The following is a 19233-nucleotide window of genomic DNA, read 5'->3' as shown; positions in this document are numbered from 1 at the left end:
CTGCAAAGACGAAAGTCGACGTATAGGGTGTGACGCCTGCCCGGTGCCGGAAGGTTAAGTGATGGGGTGCAAGCTCTTGATCGAAGCCCCGGTAAACGGCGGCCGTAACTATAACGGTCCTAAGGTAGCGAAATTCCTTGTCGGGTAAGTTCCGACCTGCACGAATGGCGTAACGATGGCCATACTGTCTCCTCCTGAGACTCAGCGAAGTTGAAGTGTTTGTGATGATGCAATCTACCCGCGGCTAGACGGAAAGACCCCATGAACCTTTACTGCAGCTTTGCATTGGACTGTGAATAGATTTGTGTAGGATAGGTGGGAGACTTTGAAGCATGATCGCCAGATTATGTGGAGTCATCCTTGAAATACCACCCTAATATGTTTATGGTTCTAACCTCGGTCCGTAATCCGGATCAGGGAAAGTGCATGGTGGGCAGTTTGACTGGGGCGGTCTCCTCCTAAAGTGTAACGGAGGAGCTCTAAGGTACGCTAGGTACGGTCGGAAATCGTACTGATAGTGCAATGGCATAAGCGTGCTTAACTGTGAGACTGACACGTCGAACAGATGCGAAAGCAGGACATAGTGATCCGGTGGTTCTGAATGGAAGGGCCATCGCTCAACGGATAAAAGGTACTCTGGGGATAACAGGCTGATACCGCCCAAGAGTTCATATCGACGGCGGTGTTTGGCACCTCGATGTCGGCTCATCTCATCCTGGGGCTGAAGCAGGTCCCAAGGGTATGGCTGTTCGCCATTTAAAGAGGTACGTGAGCTGGGTTTAAAACGTCGTGAGACAGTTTGGTCCCTATCTGCCGTGGGCGTTGGATACTTGACAGAAGCTACTCCTAGTACGAGAGGACCGGAGTGGACATACCTCTGGTGTACCGGTTGTCATGCCAATGGCATAGCCGGGTAGCTAAGTATGGAAGAGATAACCGCTGAAAGCATCTAAGCGGGAAACTCGTCTGAAGATAAGGTATCCCGGAGACTAGATCTCCCTAAAGGGTCGTTCAAGACCAGAACGTTGATAGGTCGGGTGTGTAAGTACAGTAATGTATTCAGCTAACCGATACTAATTGCCCGTGAGGCTTGATCCTATAACTCTAAAGGTTATATTGATTATATATTTTAGGAAAATTGTATAATATAATGCGATCTATTTTTTATTAATTAAATTAATTAATATATAGAAGTTGTGTTTCTTCGAATTGATTTAAGGATTATAATTTTATATAATCTTAAAGGTTTTGCCTGATCACTATAGCAAAGTTGATCCACTCCTTCCCATCTCGAACAGGAAAGTTAAACGCTTTTGCGCCGATGATAGTAGATGTACATCTGTGAAAGTAGGTTATGGTCAGGCTTCTTTTTTTAATTAAAAGCCCTAATATATTAAATTATATTAGGGCTTTTTTATGCTTTAACATAATTTTATAGTATAATATTAATATTCTATGTTTTATCTATTAATTTCATTAAATAGAGGATTTAAAATGAATGGACATAAAAATATTATAGATTTTAAATATAAAGATCATATTTTTTTATTTATATTATATTTATTATTTTCTTCTGGTTTTGCTACTATGGGTACTTTATCTATACTGACTTTAGCATCAGTTATGGTAATTTATTTAAAACGTAATTGTTTTAATGATAATTTTTATATTTTACATTTTGATTGGTTACTAAGGACTTTTTGGATTTCTTTGCCATTTTATTTATTTTCTTTTATATTTATGAAATTTTATATTGGTTATTTATTAATAACTGTTACTACATTATGGACAACTTATCGTATAGTAAAGGGATGGTTATCATTAATATATAATGATGAATATATTCTTGAATAAAATTATTATAATTCCTATATTATAAAATGCAAAAAATTACTATTACAAAACCAGATGATTGGCATGTACATTTACGTGATGATTTTATTTTAGAGGGTGTTGTAAAAGACTCTTTAAAAAATTTCTCACGTATTTTAGTTATGCCAAATTTAGTTAATCCTATTAAAAATACGCAGGATGCTATTAATTATAAAACACGTATTATTAATGCTATAAAAAAATTAAAAATTCATAATTATTTTGAACCTTTAATGTCAATATATTTAACGGATAATACTTCTGAAAAAGATATTGAATTAGCTTTCCGTTCTGGAGTTATTTTTGGTGTAAAATTATATCCATTTCGTTCAACTACTAATTCATTTGATGGTGTTACTGATCTATTTGGTAAATGTTCATTAGTTTTATATAAAATGGAAGAATTAGGTATACCTTTACTAATTCATGGAGAAGTATTTAATAAAACCGTAGATATATTTGATAGAGAGTTAATTTTTATAGAAAATATTGCTATTCCATTGAAAGAAAAATTTCCAAAATTAAAAATAGTATTAGAACATATTTCAACAAAAGATGCTGTAGAATATGTAAAATCTGCAAAAGATCCAATAGCTGCAACTATTACACCTCAACATTTATTTTATAATAGAAATATTATTTTCAATCATGGATTAAATCCACATTTTTATTGTTTACCAATTTTAAAAAGAGAAAAACATAGATTAGCATTAATAGAAGCAGCTACTATTAATAATACAAAATTTTTTATTGGTACAGATAGCGCTCCACATAGCAAAGAGAACAAGGAAAATGAATCAGGTTGTGCTGGCTGTTACTCTGCTTGTTATGCAGTAGAAATGTATGCAACTATTTTTGATAGAGTAGGTTGTATAGATAAATTAGAGCAATTTATTAGTTTTAATGGTCCAAATTTTTATGGATTACCGTATAATTCTACAAAAATTAATTTAATAAAACAATCTCATATAATTCCAAAAAAATTGAATAGAAATATTGAAATTGTACCTCTTGGTGCTGGGGAATTATTAGATTGGAAATTAGTGGAATAATATAAATATATTTGTGACTTGTATAATATAGCATATATCATTAAAATGATAATAAGTAAGATAAATTGGGCGATCGCGATATTATTCAAAACATAATATCGAGGAAGGTCCGGACTCCATAGGGCAGAATAGCGGCTAACAGCCGTCAAAATATTAATATTATTTAGAAATAGGGCCACAGAGACGAGTATACTAGATTTATTCAGTATGGTGAAACGAGGTAACCTTTATTCGGAGCAACATCAAATAGACATGCGTATGATTTTATCATGTAGAATTGCACCGTTCAAGCATGTGGGTAGATGGCTACAGTAAGTTTGTAAAAACTTATGCAGATAGATGATCGTCAGCTTTAATAAGCATACAGAATCCGGCCTATAGATTTATCTTACTATTTTTAAATTGAATTTATATATTATTTATGGAATATCAACATAATCCTGTAATGTTGAAACAATTAATTTCATCATTATTTAATAAAAATTTAAATATATTAAGTAAAAATGAAAAAAAAATATTTGTTGATGGTACATTTGGTCGTGGAGGTCATAGTAAAGAATTACTAAAATTTATTAGTCCAAATTCAAAGCTGTTTGTTTTTGATCGTGATCCTCAAGCTATTTTGGAAGCAAAAAAACTATCTTTAATAGATAACAGAGTTCATGTGATACATGCATGTTTTTCATCAATGAGAGAAGAGTTATATAATTTTGGTGTTTTAAAAAATATAGATGGAATTATATTAGATTTGGGAGTATCTTCTCCTCAATTAGATCAAGCAAATAGAGGATTTTCATTTATGCGAAATGGTCCATTAGATATGAGAATGGATAATTCATGTGGTATGACAATAGCAAAATGGTTGTCAAGTGCTACTTTGGAGGAAATATATAAAGTTATTTCAAAGTTTGGTGAAGAGCGTCATGCTTTTAAAATTGCAAAAAAAATTGTAGCTGTTCGTCAATTACATCCAATTAATACTACTAATGAATTAGTAAGTTGTATATCTGATGTTATCAAAAATAATAAACCAGGAAAACATCCAGCTACTAAAACATTTCAAGCATTACGTATTTTTATTAATAAAGAACTTGAAGAATTGTCAAATACATTACCAACCGCTATTGATATATTAAAACCAGGTGGTATTTTAGCAATAATCAGTTTTCATTCTCTTGAGGATAGAATAGTAAAAAAATTTTATAATAAAGTTTCTAATATAGATCCTATATACAAAAAAATTCCTATTTCTGATATTAATATTCCATCACCTGTTGCAAAAAAATTAAAAAAAATTACACCTGATAAAGATGAAATAAAATTAAATCCTAGATCAAGGTCAGCTATATTAAGAATTTTGCAAATAAATTCATAATTAAAAATATATATTAATTATGTAAAAGGCAAATATTTATGATAAATACTAATCAAAATGATGATATATATCATATTGTTAAATTATTAATCAAAAAAGTTTCTAAAAATGCAGATTTATATATAAATTCCAAAGATATAAATTTTGGAGATGTGTTTGTTTGTTGTGTAAGTTTTGCTAAAAATAATCATAATTCTATATTATATATACAAGAAGCAATAAATTTAGGTGCCAAAGCTATTATTTATGATAAATTATTTAGTGATATTTTTACCAAAGAATTTAAATATAAATATGAGCATTTATTGATTAGTGTAAAAAATTTATCAGATAAATTAAGTGCATTATCTAATATTTGGTATGATAATCCTTCTAATAAGCTTAAAGTAATAGCTATTACAGGTACTAATGGAAAAACTTCTTGTGCAAATTGGATAGCTAATATTTTAAATTATAATAATATTTTATGTGGTGTAATAGGTACTTTAGGATATAAATTACCTAACGGTCAATCTTATAATTTAAGAAATACTACTCCTGATGTTATCAGCTTAAATAGAATATTATCTAAAATGGTCTTATCAAAAGCAAAATTTGTAGTATTAGAAGCTTCCTCTATAGGTATAGAACAAAATCGCTTAGGTAATATTAAAATATATATTAGTTGTTTTACAAATTTAACACGTGATCATTTAGATTATCATAAATCAATGTCTCACTATAAAGAATCTAAATTAAAATTATTTAAACGCAAAAACATAGAGCATATAGTTATAAATATAGATGACAATTTTAGCAAAGATATTATAAGATGTATTGATAAAAATATAAATATTATAAAATATAGTATTAATAAAAAAATCCAATCAAATATATTTGCATATAATATTAAGTGTTATGCTAATAAAACTACTTTTTATGTAAGTAATAATATTATAGATATAAAAATATGCACTCCTATATTAGGGGTACATAATATATATAATCTGTTACTAGTTATATCAGTATTAATTCAATTAGGTTTAAAAATTGATTGTATTGCTAGTTTAATAAAAATAATAAATTATGTTGAAGGTCGTTTACAAAAAGTTGAAATAAATCAAAAATTAAAAAAATATTTAGCAAAAAATATACCTTTAGTAATTATAGATTATGCTCATACTCCAGATGCTTTACAAACTGCTTTAACTTCATTAAAACCATTAATGAAAGAAAGAAAAAAAGGAAAAATATGTTGTATTTTTGGATGTGGTGGCTCTAGAGATAAAGGTAAAAGACATTTGATGTTTAAAATTGCATTAAAATTAGCTGATAAAATTATCATAACTACTGATAACCCTCGTTATGAAGACCCTAATTGCATAATTAAAAATATTATTTCAGGATATAATGTTACAGAAAATATTACCATTATTACTGATAGAGCAGAAGCTATTATGTCATCTATTTGGAATAGCCATGAAGATGATATTATTCTTATAGCAGGTAAAGGACATGAAAAGTATCAAGAAATAGAAGGGGAAAAGCATTTTTTTGATGATTATCAATGGGCAACTTTTTCATTATTATTATATAATTCTAATATAGACTTTTCAATTGATTCTCGTACTATTAAACCTGGTAATATTTTTATTGCTATAAAAGGCAAAAATTTTGATGGTCACCAATTTTTAAATCAAGTTAAAAATAATTTAGCATGTGCAGCTATTGTTGATCATTTTGATAATGAAATTTCTTTACCTCAAATAAAATTAGGAGATGATACAAATTTTGTTCTTAAACAGATTAGTAAATCTTGGAGAAAAAGATTTGATATACCATTAATAGCTGTAGTTGGAAGTAATGGTAAAACAACAACTACTCAAATAATTGCTTTAATATTATCTGAATGGTATGGAAGAAATAATTATTTATCTACTATAGATAATTTCAATAATGAAATTGGGGTTCCTATTACTTTATTGCGTATGAAAAAAAATCATTTAGCTGCAGTAATTGAAATTGGTATGAATCATATAAATGAAATTAAACCTTTAAGTGATTTATGCTCTCCTAACATTGTAATAATTACTAATGCACAAAGAGAGCATCAGGAATTTTTAATATCTATTGAAAATGTTGTTAAAGAAAATGGTTCTGCAGTTAATTCTTTATCAGAATCAGGTACTATAATATTACCAGGAGACGATAATTATTCTAATATTTGGAATTCTATAATAAATGACAAAAATTTTATTAAATTTGGATTATATAAACAATTAGATGTATATGCTGATAATATTAAAATTATCAATGATAAAACAGAATCTGATTTATTTATAAATAATAATATACCAGTTAAATTAAAATTAAATATTCCAGGAATTCACAATATTCGTAATGCTTTGGCAGCTATATCAGGATGTTTAGTTTTAAAAATTCCAATTGATTTTATTCTTGAATCGATAAAAAAATTTCAATCTATATATGGTCGTTTGCAATTCTGCTATATAAAAAATTTTGTATTAATAAATGATACATATAATGCTAATCCAGATTCATTTGAATCTGCTATAGATGTTTTATCCAGTTTATCAGGCATAAAAATTTTAATATGTGGTGATATGGGTGAAGTTGGTTTAGATAGTTATAAACTCCACTTTGATATAGGAGCGTATGCTAAGAAAAAAAATATAGATTTTGTAATTTCTGTAGGAAAAGATAGTGAATATATATCTGATGGATTTGGAGATCCTAAATTATTCTTAAAAAATTCACAAGAAATAATTAATTTTCTTAAAAATATTAATTCTGCAAATATTTTAATTAAAGGATCAAGATTTATGCATATGGAACAAATTTTAGATAATATATACAATTATTTAAACAAGGAATAAATAGATAATTATGTTAATTATATATTTTCAAAATTGGTTTTATTTAAATAATTTATTTTTGCGATCTATAATAATATTATTAACTTCATTTTTATCAATAATATTTTTAGGTCAAATTTTTATAAAAAAATTAATTCAAATTAAAATAAAGCAATCTATAAGAACTTATGGACCTCAATCACATTTGTTGAAAGTAGGAACACCCACTATGGGTGGAATTTTAGTATTAGGATCAATTTTAATAAATTGTATTATGTGGTGTAATATTTTTAATAAATTTGTTTTAATATTAATCTTTGTTATTATAAGCTTCAGCTATATTGGGTATATAGATGATCATAAAAAAATTATCATGTCAGATGCTCAAGGTATATCAGCAATTAATAAATTATTATTGCAAATAATTTTCGGAATGATAACAGCATTTTTTATAGCTTTAGCTATGTTAAAAAATACCAATATTACATATTTTTGGCAAATATTTGATAATTTTTTTTTATTTGATAGATCAATTTTTATACCTTTTATTAATTTTAATATCCATTTGAATTTTTGGCAATTTGTAATATTAACTACATTTATTATAGTAGCTTCAAGTAATGCTGTAAATTTAACTGACGGTTTAGATGGTTTGGTAATATTTTTAGTAGCTGTTATTTCATTATCATTAGCATTATTATCATATTGTTTTTTTAAAGGGTTATTAGTAAATAAATTTATTATTGATTATAGTAATGATATATATGAATTAACTCTAATAAGTTTTTCCATATTAGGGGCATCTTTAGCATTTTTGTTATTTAATAGTTATCCAGCTAAAATATTTTTAGGAGATATTGGTTCTTTACCTTTAGGGGCATTAATAGCTACTATAGCTATAATAATTCAACAAGAAGTAGTATTTTTTATAATGAGTGGTTTGCTAGTAATAGAAACTATGTCGGTTTTATTACAAGTTATTTATTTTAAACTTACTAAACAAATATTTGGTAAGGGTATAAAAATATTTCGTATGTCTCCTTTACATCATCATTTTGAATTGCTTGGATATGAAGAAAATAAAATCGTTGTTGGATTTTGGATTTTAAATATATTATTAGTTATTATAAGTTTATGTTTTATAGAAATGAAATGATAGAAAATATTAATCAAAATTCAGTTATTTTAATATTAGGTTTAGGTATTAGTGGAAAAGCAGTTGCTCATTGGTTTGCTAAAAATAACATACCAATTAGATTAGTTGATCAAAATTTAAATTTATCAATAACTAAAAAAGAATTTGCAAAATATAAAAATATAGATTACGTCATAAATCATAATAATATTTTCTCAGTATTGCATAATGTTTCTAAAATTGTAGTTAGTCCAGGTATATCATTAGGCAATAGTTCATTTAGTAATTTACTAAATCTTGCTATCAAAAATAATATAGAAATCATTAGTGAAATTGAAGTTTTTGCTCAAGCTTTATTGAATTTAAAAAAGAAAAATAATTATCAACCTAAAGTGATTGCAATTACTGGTACAAATGGTAAAACTACTGTAACTACGTTAACTTCGTTTTTAATTAATTCTTATGGTTTATATGCAGTTGCAGTAGGTAATATTGGAAAATCAGCAATATCAGTTCTTGAATATGCTATTATTTCTAATAATTTACCTGATGTTTGGGTAATTGAGTTATCTAGTTTTCAATTAACTACTACCTATAATTTACATATAGATGTAGCTACAATTTTGAATATTTCACCTGACCATATTGATTGGCATCTAAATTTAGATAATTATATAAAAAGTAAAATTAGTATAGCAAAAAATGCTAAAATATTAATTATAAATAGAGATGATGAATATATTCTTAATAATTTAAACAGTATTAATTCGAAAAATATTTATAGTTTTGGTATTAGTAAGCCAAAATATACTAATGATATGGGTATTATTAATCATAATTGCAAAAAATTGCTTGTATCTTATCATAGTTTTAACAAATACTCATACATTATAGATAGTGATTTATTATTTATTAAAGGTATACATAATTATCTAAATGTTTTAGCAGCTTTATTATTAATTAGATCTATTGGTATTCCAATAGAAAAAATTTTTTCATTTTTACCAAAATATTTAGGTGAATCACATAGAAACACTTTTATATGCAGAATTAATAATGTTGATTATATTAATGATAGCAAAGCTACAAATATCGGAGCTACTATAGCTGCTTTAAATTCTTATAATAATAAAAAAGTACTTATTTTAGGTGGTATTAGCAAAGGTCAAGATTTTTCATTATTATTACCATTTTTAAAAAATATCAGAATAATTATCTTAATTGGTATAGATGCATATCATATAGCTAAGATATTAGATAATGATAATATAACATATATATATGCTAATAATATGAAAGAAGCTGTCATAAAAGCATATCAAAATGCTTGTGAAGGTGATATTGTATTATTATCTCCAGCTTGTTCAAGTTTAGATATGTTTTCAAGTTATAAACAGCGTGGTGAAACATTTAGTCAAGAAGTTTTACAGTTAGCTAAAAATTCTCAAATATAAAGTATGTTAAATTATGTTTATTTTAATATATGATTTATTCATAGAATTAATATCTACATAGGAATTATATTTGAATGATTAAAAACAAAAAAATTATTATATCTGCTGGAGGTACTGGTGGACATATTATGCCTGGAATTACTATAGCTAATTTATTAATGAAAAGTAATTGGGAAGTTATATGGGTTGGAAATTCTAATAATATGGAAGCATTTTTGGTTCCTAAACATGGCATCAAATTTTATTCAATTAATTGTATTGGATTAAAACGTAATAAATTTCAGTTAATAGAATTTTTAAAATTTATCTTTACACTTTTAAAATCATTTTTTATATCTTTTAAATTAATAAAAAAATTCAAACCTGATATAGTTTTAGGTTTTGGAGGATATGTTTCTTTTCCATGCAGTTTTATAGCTTATCTTATGGGATATAAAGTCATATTACATGAACAAAATATTATCCCTGGATATGCAAATAAAGTTTTAGCAAAATTTATTAAATATAAATTTAGTGGATTTCCAAATGTATTTAAAGATTCATATTATATAGGTAATCCTATTAGAGATGATATTTTGCTATATAATGATCCATTAAAACGATATTCTAATAGAACAGGTCCTTTAAAAATTTTAGTATTAGGAGGTAGTTTAGGTGCTCAAACTCTCAATATTCTTATACCAAAAGCTTTATCATTAATTAATTTTAATATTAGACCAATTGTTACACATCAATCTGGTTTAGTACATATTGATTCTTTGAAAAATATATATTCTCAATATAATGTGAGAGCAACATGTATTCCATTTATAGAAGATATTGCATATCAAATGTCAGAAAATGATTTAATAATATGTAGATCTGGTGGTATGACTATTGCAGAAATATGCGCTATTGGAGTTGCTACATTATTTGTACCATTTCCATATGCTGCGGATAATCATCAACTAGAAAATGCAAAATTTTTGGAACAAAATAATGTAGCTTGGTTAAAAGAAGAAAAAGATTTAAACCCAAAAAATTTGTCTTTGTGGCTAAAAGATTTAGATAGAAAAAAATTACAAAATATGGCTATAAATATTCAGAAATATTCTAAACCAATGGCTAGTAAAAATCTTGCAGATTTTTGTGAATTATTAAAAGATAATATTAATGAAAAATAAAATAAAACATATTCATTTCGTAGGTATAGGTGGTTCAGGTATGAATGGTATAGCTGAGTTATTATTAAATCTTAACTATACTATTAGTGGTTCAGATTTATTTGAATCTAATATTACATCTAGGCTGAAATCTATGGGAGCGAATATTTATATAGGTCATGCATCTGAAAATATATTAGGAGCAGATGTATTAGTTGTTTCATCTGCTATTTCAAATGATAATCCTGAAGTATGTTATGCAAGACAGAAAAATATTCCAATAGTACCTCGTGCAATTATGTTAGCAGAATTGATGCGTTTGAAAAGAGGAATTGCTGTTGCTGGTACTCATGGAAAAACTACTACAACTAGTCTTGTATCTAGTATTTTAGCTTATGAAGGACTCGATCCTACATTTGTAATAGGAGGAAAGTTAAATGCAATAGGTACTAGTGCTGTCCTTGGTCAAGGAGATTATATTATTGTAGAAGCTGATGAATCTGATGCTTCATTTTTAGATCTATCTCCAATAATTTCTATAGTTACCAACATAGGGATTGATCATATGGATACTTATAATCATAATATAAATATATTAAAAAATACTTTTATTAATTTTATACATAAATTACCCTTTTATGGTACTGCAATTTTATGTATAGATGATATTAATATAAAGAATATTATTCCGAATATTTCTAGAACTGCTATTACATATGGTTTGGATAATGATGCTAATATTAAAGCTAGTAATATTCAGTGTATTGGGACTCGCATGTTATTTCATGTAGAACGTAAAAATATTAATGGTATTGAAAAAAAACCTTTAGATATTACTTTAAATTTGCCAGGTATTCATAATGTTAGAAATGCTTTAGCAGCAATAGCAGTTGCTACTGAATTAGATATAAAGGATCATTCTATATGCCTTGCATTAAAAGATTTTCGTGGAGTGAGTCGTAGATTTAGTTATATTGGTGATTTTAATGTTAATAAAAATAATGGTGGTGGCTTATTTACTATAATAGATGATTATGGACATCACCCTATGGAAATACAAGCTACTTTAGATGCAGCAAGAGGAATATGGCCTGACAGGAGAATAGTATTAGCTTTTCAGCCACATAGATATACTAGAACACGTGATTGCTTTGAAGATTTTATTAAAGTATTAAGTAATGTAGATGTTCTATTACTTACCGAAGTTTATAGTGCTGGAGAAAAAGCTATAATTGCAGCAGATGGTCGGTCATTATCTAGAGCTTTAAGAGTATTTAGTAAAATTGAACCAATATTTGTCGAAAATATTGAAAATATTCCAAAAATCATAATGAATATAATAAGAGATAAGGATGTTCTTATAATTATGGGAGCTGGATCTATTAGTAAAGTACATGAATTTTGGAAAAAATCAATATGAATTTTGGTAAAGTAGCTATATTATGTGGAGGATATTCTGCAGAAAGAGATGTTTCCCTTATGTCTGGTAAAGCAATTTATAAAGCATTAATTTCTAAAAATATTGATGCTTGTTTATTTGATATAAAATATAATAATATATGTGAATTAAAATCTTTAGGTATTAAAAGAGCTTTTATATCTTTACATGGAAGATATGGTGAAGATGGTATTATTCAAGGTGCATTAGAGTTAATTGGTATTCCATATACGGGTAGTGGTCCATTAACTTCTAGTTTATGTATGAATAAAATTATAACCAAATATATATGGATGCAATATAATTTACCTACACCAGCTTTTACGATATTTAATAAAAATACAAAATCTGATTTTTATAAAAAATCATTTGATTTTCCTGTAATTGTAAAGCCTGCATCTGAAGGTTCTACTTTAGGGATATTAAAAGCAATAACTATAAATGATTTAAAACATGCTATTGATCAAGCTTTATTATATGATAAAGAAATTTTAATAGAAAATTTTATTTATGGTCGAGAATTAACAGTTGGAATAATTAATAATGGTATTAATGATATAAATATTTTACCTATTATTGAAATTATTACCCCAAACAATAATTATGATTATGAGCATAAATATTTTTCAAATGAGACTCAATATTTTTGCCCTGCATCACTTGATAAATATATATATGACAAGATTATAAATTTTTGTGAGTTATCTTATAAAATTTTTAAATGTGAAGGATCAGTTAGAATAGATATGATTCTTGACGACAAAAATGAAATTTGGTTATTAGAAATTAATACTGTTCCTGGTATGACTGAACATTCATTATTACCATTAGCAGCACAAGCAAGTGGTTTAAGTTATGAAGATTTATGTATAATAATACTTTCTAGTGCATCTTGTAAATATAATAAAATCATTAATAAAAATTAAATTTATATATTATATAGATTTAATTATATAAAATCTTATGAATGTTAAACATAAAAATATTGTAGGAATAGTAGATATTGGTACAACTAAAATAGTTGTGTTATTAGCAATGATAAATTCAAAAAAAAATTTTGAAATTATTGGTATTGGTCATAAAATATCGTCAGGAGTAAAAAAAGGTATTATAGTCAATATCGAAGTCACTATTAATGATGTCATTTCTGCTATTCATATAGCAGAATCAATGGCAAAAGTTAAGTTAAATTATATATATACAACTATTACTGGTGATCATATTAATTGTTTTAATTCAGAAAGTATGATTTCTGTTAATAATTCGGAAATAACAGATTTAGATATTCAAAAAGTAATTAATGTTGCAAAAAATATGAATATTCCATCAGGTCAACAATTGCTCAATGTCATTATTAAAAATTTTATTATCGATAATAACAATAATATTACTAATCCTTTAGGTATTATTTCATCAACTTTAGGAGTTAAATCTCATATTGTTACTAGTTCTTCTAGTGTATTAAACACTTTAATAAATTGTATATATAAATGTAAAGTAAAATTAAAAGATATATATTTACACTCATTAGCATCAAGTAATGCAGTTTTAACAGAAGATGATAAAAAATTAGGTGTTATTCTATTAGATATAGGTGGAGGTACGACTGATATAGTTATTTTTTATAATGGTGTTGTGTGTTATAACAAAGTAATTTCTATAGCTGGTAATAATATAACTAATGATATAGCAACTATTTATCAAATTTCTTTTGAACAAGCTGAGTTTATAAAGCTAAATTATAAAGATCCAAACAAATTCTTAGCAATAAAAAAAATTATTGATAATATTGAATTTAATAACATAACAATAGATTTATTAGAAGAAATTATTGAAACACGTGTTCAAGAATTATTTATTTTAATAAAAAAAATAATTCTTGAAGGAAAATATGATAATTTAATTTCTTCTATTGTAATAACTGGTGGAACAGCAAAATTATTTGGAATTACAGATTTAGCAAAAAATATTTTTAGAAAAAATATTAAAATAGGTATTCCAAATTATAATGGTTCATTATCGAATATTATTCGTGATCCAGCTTTTTCCGCTGCTATAGGTTTATTAAGAGATGCTAGTGAACAAACTTTTCAAGAAAATAATTTGAATATATTGCAATACGCTAATATTAATATTAAAAAATTTTTAAAAAAAATTAAATATTGGTTTATTAATTAAATTTAATGTAATAAAACATACATATATAATATAAATTTATATGACCTAAATAATAAATAGAGGTAATTATAATGAATTTTGAAATATTAGCAGATAATCCTAATGGTACAATAATAAAAGTTATTGGTGTAGGTGGTGCTGGAGGTAATGCTGTTAATCATATGATTCGTAGTGGAGTTAAAGGTGTAGATTTTATTTGTGCTAATACTGATGCACAAGCTTTAGCTATCACAGAAGCACCAATACAAATTCGTTTAGGACGCTCTGGTTTGGGGGCTGGTGCTAAACCAGATCAAGGTCGTGCTTGTGCTGAAACAGCTCGTGAAGATATTCGTAATGCATTAAATGGTGCTAATATGGTATTTATAACTGCTGGCATGGGTGGAGGTACTGGAACTGGTGCTAGCCCTATAGTAGCAGAAATAGCAAAAGAATTAGGGATTTTAACTGTTGGTGTAGTAACAAAACCTTTTGCTTTTGAAGGTAATAGAAGAATGAGAATGGCAGAAGAAGGTATTAAAGAATTATCAAAACATGTACATTCTCTTATAGTTGTATTAAATGAAAAACTTTACGATTTGCTTGATGAAGATGCAACTCAAGAAGACTGTTTTAAATCTGCTGATAGTATTTTAAATAATGCTTGTGCTGGTATTGCTGAAATTATTAATGTAGAAGGTAATGTTAATGTAGATTTTGAAGATGTACGTACTATCATGGGAGAGAAAGGACAAGCTATGATGGGTACAGCTACAGCAGAAGGTGTAGATAGAGCACGTATCGCAGCAGAAGATGCTATAGCTTGTCCACTTTTAGAAGGTGTAGATTTACACGGTGCTAAAGGTATATTAGTAAATATAACTTCTGGAAAATCATTAAAAATGAGAGAAACTAGAGAAATTATGGAAACTATTAGAAGTTATGCTGCTGAAGATGCAACGATAATTTTTGGTAATGCTTATGATGATACAATGGGCGATAAATTAAGGGTTACTGTTGTTGCTACAGGTCTTGGAAAAAATTTAGATAATAAAAACTCCAATATAATAGATAAAAATATTAAAAATAGCAAAGAAAATGTTATTAACACTAATAATGAACAAAAATCAGATAATCAAGTATTGAACAAAAATCTTCGAAATCAAGCTTCTTCCCAAATTAAAGCTTTAGAAGATTCAGGGGTAGATCATTTTGATATACCTTCTTTTCTTAGGAAGCAAGTTGATTAGAGTATGAAAGATTTTTTGTATATATAAAGTATTTATCCTATTATTTATTTAATCTAAAAAATGCAAAATTATTCGAAATTAGAATATATGGCAAAATCTAAAATTTTTATATTAATTAGATCAATTAAAATTAGTATTAATTAGATTAACTTTAAATTTTAAATTATGATATTTTATTAAGCTACATATATTATCTATAAATATAGATAACATATGATTAATGTTTAATTTTGTTAAGATAATATTTGATGATTTTTAATTAAAGTGTTTATTGCATTTTTTAATTTTATATCTTTTATATGAAATACTAATTTTTCAAAATTACTAATATCTTTTTTACTTAAAGTAGGAATACTTTTATTAATTTTTTTATATTCTAAATTTACTAAATCATTTTGTATCTTGATTATAATAGAAATTGGTAAGCTATTATTTGTTTGAAAATTTATTTTTTTTAAATGATAAATAATTGAAGGTGAAAGTTGTCTTATTTTTGATGCATAAGCAGAATTAGGTACTTTGATTATTATTTCGTTATTTTCTATATAACCAATATAGCAATATTTTGCTATATTATTAGGAAGTATATTTCTAATAATATTTTGTAAATTTATATAAAAATTAGCTACTTCTATAATATTATTATTTTTTATTGAGCTTATCAATGATGTTGGCATGTTTGTATCTGCTTCTAATTTTGATGTATACTCTTCAATCATGTTAGCATTACCTGTAATCAAATTACTAATTTTATAAATAATTATTTTATAACATTAAAAATGGTTTTATTGTTAATATTTAATTGAATCTTATTCAAAGAATTTAATATGATTTTATCATCTTTTTTTAAAAAAGTTTTTGTAAGTAGAAATCAAAAACTTTTAAATAAATATCAAAAAATTTTATCCAATATAAATTTTTTAGAAATTTCTATATCTGCATTATCTAATAATGAGTTAAAAGAAAAAACTATATATCTAAAAAATAGATATATAGCAGGAGAATCTTTGGATGAATTATTACCAGAAGCTTTTGCAATTGTAAGAGAGGTAAGTAAACGTGTATTAAATATGCGTCATTTTGATGTACAAATAATAGGTGGTATTGCTTTACATTTTTGTAAAATAGCTGAAATGAGAACAGGTGAAGGTAAAACTTTAGTAGCAACATTACCAGTATATTTAAATGCTTTAGCAGGTAAAGGTGTACATGTTATTACAGTAAATGATTATTTAGCACGTCGTGATGCTGAATGGATGAGTAAAATATATAATTTTTTAGGAATGTCTGTTGGAACTATTGTATCACAACAATCAGATTATGAGAAAAAACTTGCTTATCAAGCAGATATTACTTATGGAACAAATAATGAATTTGGATTTGATTATCTACGAGATAATATGGAAATTAGCATAGATAATAAACGTCAAAGAGGTTTATTTTATGCAATAGTTGATGAAGTTGATTCTATATTAATAGATGAATCTAGAACACCTTTAATTATATCTGGTCAAGCAGAAAATAATACAGATATATATAATTTGATAGATAAAATTTCACATTTTTTAAAAAAAATGCCATATGAGCCTAAAAAAAATGCAGTAGAACCACAAGGTGATTTTTGGATAGATGAAAAAAATAATCAAGTCTATCTTTCTGAATCTGGTCAAGAAGTAGCAGAAAAAATGCTCATTAAATTCAATTTATTATCAAAAGAAGAATCATTATATGATCCTAAAAATCTATCTTTAATGCATCATTTAATTAATTCTTTACGTGCATATAATTTATTTTTTAAAAATCAACATTATGTTGTTAAGAATAATGAGGTCATAATAGTTGACGAATTTACTGGTAGATTAATGCATGGTAGAAGATGGTCTGATGGATTGCATCAAGCTATAGAAGCAAAAGAAAAAGTAAGTATTAAATCTGATAATAAAACTTTAGCTTCCATTACATTTCAAAACTACTTTAGAATATATGAAAAATTATCTGGTATGACTGGAACTGCTGATACTGAAGCTTATGAATTTCAAGAAATTTATAATTTAGAAACTGTAATTATTCCTACGAATAAAAATATGATACGAAAAGATGAAAATGATAAAGTGTTTAGAACTAAAGAAGAAAAATTTCATGCGATTATTAGTGATATAAAAAGTTGTTATGAAAAAGGTCAACCTGTGTTAGTTGGTACTACTAATATAGAAAATTCTGAATTTTTATCAAATAAACTTAAATTAGAAAATTTGCCACATAATATTTTAAATGCTAAACAACATTTAAGAGAAGCGAATATTATTGCAGAAGCTGGAAAAATAAAATGTATTACAATTGCAACTAATATGGCAGGTAGAGGGACTGATATAGTATTAGGCGGGAATATAGATAAATATATTAATCATATAAAAAATGATTCTATATTGAATGAATCAGAAAAATCTCAAGCTTTAAATAAGTTATATTTAGAACATGAATTAGAAAGTAAAAAAGTAAAAAATTTAGGTGGATTAAGAGTAATTGGAACAGAAAGACATGATTCTAGACGTATTGATAATCAGTTAAGAGGTAGATCTGGCAGACAAGGTGATCCTGGATCATCAATTTTTTATTTATCATTAGAAGATCCTTTAATGAAAATATTTTCTGGTGATAAAATTAGCTCTATAATGGAAAAACTAAAATTGCCTAAATATGAAGCTATTGAGGCAAAAATGGTGAATAAAGCTATTGAATCAGCTCAACGTAGAGTAGAACGTTTTAATTTTGATATAAGAAAACACTTATTAGAATATGATGATATAGATAATGAACAAAGACGTACATTATATAAACAACGTGATGAAATTATTAATGCTTCTCCTGAAGAAATTAGAATAATTATAGATAATATAATAAAAGATGTAGTTACTAATTTATACCATGAATATATTATTCCTAATTCTTATAGAGAAAATTGGAATTTACAAGATTTAGAAAAAACAATGTATATTGAATTAGGTATAAAATTAGATATACAAGATATAATTAATACAAATCCTCATATATCTGAAGAAAAATTATTGCAGTTTATTATTTTTGAAATAAATAATTATTATAAAAATAAAATAAGTAAAAGTTGGGTAGAAATAGAAAAAATTACTTTTTTAGAAACAATTGATTTATTTTGGAGAGATCATTTATCAGATTTAGAATATTTACGTCAAGGTATACATTTAAGAGGATATGCGCAAAAAAATCCTATACAAGAATATAAAAAAGATGCTTTTTATCTATTTTCAAATATGTTAAATAATATATATCAAAAATTAGTTAAAAATTTAATGAAATTATCATATGAATATTTTAATAATCAAATTAATTCTAATATAAATATTAATGATTCTATAAATAGAATTATTAATACAGAAAAAAATGAAAATTTACAACTTGGTAGGAATGAAAAATGTTATTGTAAAAGTGGTAAAAAATATAAATTCTGTCATGGATCTGGTAATTAA

The 19233-nt window shown here is 25.8% G+C and carries 13 protein-coding genes, 2 rRNA genes and 1 other RNA gene (1 of these 16 cut by a window edge); 15 read left to right on the top strand and 1 reads right to left on the bottom strand.

Features of this window, described 5'->3' with window-relative positions:
- The 14 genes from CKSOR_RS02800 to ftsZ all read left to right on the top strand — a co-directional run.
- Positions 1-1098, top strand: a 23S ribosomal RNA gene (locus tag CKSOR_RS02800); it begins 1779 nt to the left of the window's first position.
- A 153-nt stretch (positions 1099-1251) separates the two neighbouring features.
- Positions 1252-1364, top strand: a 5S ribosomal RNA gene (rrf, locus tag CKSOR_RS02795).
- Positions 1365-1494: 130 nt separating this feature from the next.
- Entirely contained in the window at positions 1495-1854 is a 360-nt protein-coding gene (locus tag CKSOR_RS02790) for a hypothetical protein (RefSeq protein WP_108674065.1), read from the top strand.
- Positions 1855-1880: 26 nt separating this feature from the next.
- Positions 1881-2924, top strand: a complete 1044-nt coding sequence (gene pyrC, locus CKSOR_RS02785; protein WP_108674064.1) for a dihydroorotase — start codon at positions 1881-1883, stop codon at positions 2922-2924.
- Between the two features lie 57 nt (positions 2925-2981).
- Positions 2982-3318: RNase P RNA component class A (rnpB, locus tag CKSOR_RS02780), an RNA gene on the top strand.
- A 27-nt stretch (positions 3319-3345) separates the two neighbouring features.
- A complete protein-coding gene (gene rsmH, locus CKSOR_RS02775; protein ID WP_108674063.1) occupies positions 3346-4299 on the top strand; it encodes a 16S rRNA (cytosine(1402)-N(4))-methyltransferase RsmH in 954 nt (317 codons plus the stop codon).
- 38 nt (positions 4300-4337) lie between these two features.
- Positions 4338-7175: a UDP-N-acetylmuramoyl-L-alanyl-D-glutamate--2,6-diaminopimelate ligase gene (locus CKSOR_RS02770; RefSeq protein WP_108674062.1), complete on the top strand. Its 2838-nt coding sequence runs from the start codon at positions 4338-4340 to the stop codon at positions 7173-7175.
- A 10-nt stretch (positions 7176-7185) separates the two neighbouring features.
- Positions 7186-8310 carry a phospho-N-acetylmuramoyl-pentapeptide-transferase gene (gene mraY / locus CKSOR_RS02765; RefSeq protein ID WP_108674061.1) on the top strand — a complete coding sequence of 375 codons (1125 nt, stop codon included), beginning with the start codon at positions 7186-7188 and terminating at the stop codon, positions 8308-8310.
- Positions 8289-9743 (top strand): UDP-N-acetylmuramoyl-L-alanine--D-glutamate ligase, encoded by a 1455-nt coding sequence (gene murD, locus CKSOR_RS02760; RefSeq protein ID WP_150130251.1) that lies wholly within the window; start codon positions 8289-8291, stop codon positions 9741-9743. The genes mraY and murD overlap by 22 nt, the downstream gene beginning before the upstream one ends.
- Before the next feature lie 74 nt (positions 9744-9817).
- Complete coding sequence (murG, locus tag CKSOR_RS02755) at positions 9818-10906, top strand: undecaprenyldiphospho-muramoylpentapeptide beta-N-acetylglucosaminyltransferase (protein WP_108674059.1); 1089 nt, start codon at positions 9818-9820, stop codon at positions 10904-10906.
- The gene (gene murC / locus CKSOR_RS02750) at positions 10896-12305 is read left to right on the top strand and encodes a UDP-N-acetylmuramate--L-alanine ligase (RefSeq protein WP_108674058.1); all 1410 of its coding nucleotides are present in this window, start codon (positions 10896-10898) and stop codon (positions 12303-12305) included. The genes murG and murC overlap by 11 nt, the downstream gene beginning before the upstream one ends.
- Complete coding sequence (locus CKSOR_RS02745) at positions 12296-13249, top strand: D-alanine--D-alanine ligase (RefSeq protein WP_108674228.1); 954 nt, start codon at positions 12296-12298, stop codon at positions 13247-13249. Before murC ends, CKSOR_RS02745 begins: the two co-directional genes overlap by 10 nt.
- Before the next feature lie 37 nt (positions 13250-13286).
- A complete protein-coding gene (gene ftsA / locus CKSOR_RS02740) occupies positions 13287-14501 on the top strand; it encodes a cell division protein FtsA (RefSeq protein WP_108674057.1) in 1215 nt (404 codons plus the stop codon).
- A gap of 68 nt (positions 14502-14569) precedes the next feature.
- On the top strand, positions 14570-15730 hold the full coding sequence (gene ftsZ / locus CKSOR_RS02735) for a cell division protein FtsZ (RefSeq protein ID WP_108674056.1): 1161 nt from the start codon (positions 14570-14572) through the stop codon (positions 15728-15730).
- A gap of 233 nt (positions 15731-15963) precedes the next feature.
- Here ftsZ and CKSOR_RS02730 read toward each other — a convergent pair whose 3' ends face one another.
- Positions 15964-16449 carry a DciA family protein gene (locus CKSOR_RS02730; RefSeq protein WP_108674055.1) on the bottom strand — a complete coding sequence of 162 codons (486 nt, stop codon included), beginning with the start codon at positions 16447-16449 and terminating at the stop codon, positions 15964-15966.
- 108 nt (positions 16450-16557) lie between these two features.
- Here CKSOR_RS02730 and secA point away from each other — a divergent pair, with 108 nt between their 5' ends.
- Positions 16558-19233, top strand: a complete 2676-nt coding sequence (gene secA, locus CKSOR_RS02725) for a preprotein translocase subunit SecA (protein WP_108674054.1) — start codon at positions 16558-16560, stop codon at positions 19231-19233.

Source organism: Candidatus Kinetoplastibacterium sorsogonicusi (assembly GCF_003072465.1).
In the GTDB taxonomy this organism is placed as follows: domain Bacteria; phylum Pseudomonadota; class Gammaproteobacteria; order Burkholderiales; family Burkholderiaceae_B; genus Kinetoplastidibacterium; species Kinetoplastidibacterium kentomonadis.
Note: the sequence above shows the minus strand (reverse complement) of the source record. Positions and strands in the feature narration are given on the sequence as shown.

Coding starts and splice junctions, on each gene's coding strand:
- CKSOR_RS02790 (WP_108674065.1), top strand. CDS start 1,495: ATGAATGGACATAAAAATATTATAGATTTTAAATATAAAGATCATATT.
- pyrC (WP_108674064.1), top strand. CDS start 1,881: ATGCAAAAAATTACTATTACAAAACCAGATGATTGGCATGTACATTTA.
- rsmH (WP_108674063.1), top strand. CDS start 3,346: ATGGAATATCAACATAATCCTGTAATGTTGAAACAATTAATTTCATCA.
- CKSOR_RS02770 (WP_108674062.1), top strand. CDS start 4,338: ATGATAAATACTAATCAAAATGATGATATATATCATATTGTTAAATTA.
- mraY (WP_108674061.1), top strand. CDS start 7,186: ATGTTAATTATATATTTTCAAAATTGGTTTTATTTAAATAATTTATTT.
- murD (WP_150130251.1), top strand. CDS start 8,289: ATGTTTTATAGAAATGAAATGATAGAAAATATTAATCAAAATTCAGTT.
- murG (WP_108674059.1), top strand. CDS start 9,818: ATGATTAAAAACAAAAAAATTATTATATCTGCTGGAGGTACTGGTGGA.
- murC (WP_108674058.1), top strand. CDS start 10,896: ATGAAAAATAAAATAAAACATATTCATTTCGTAGGTATAGGTGGTTCA.
- ftsA (WP_108674057.1), top strand. CDS start 13,287: ATGAATGTTAAACATAAAAATATTGTAGGAATAGTAGATATTGGTACA.
- CKSOR_RS02730 (WP_108674055.1), bottom strand. CDS start 16,449: ATGATTGAAGAGTATACATCAAAATTAGAAGCAGATACAAACATGCCA.
- secA (WP_108674054.1), top strand. CDS start 16,558: ATGATTTTATCATCTTTTTTTAAAAAAGTTTTTGTAAGTAGAAATCAA.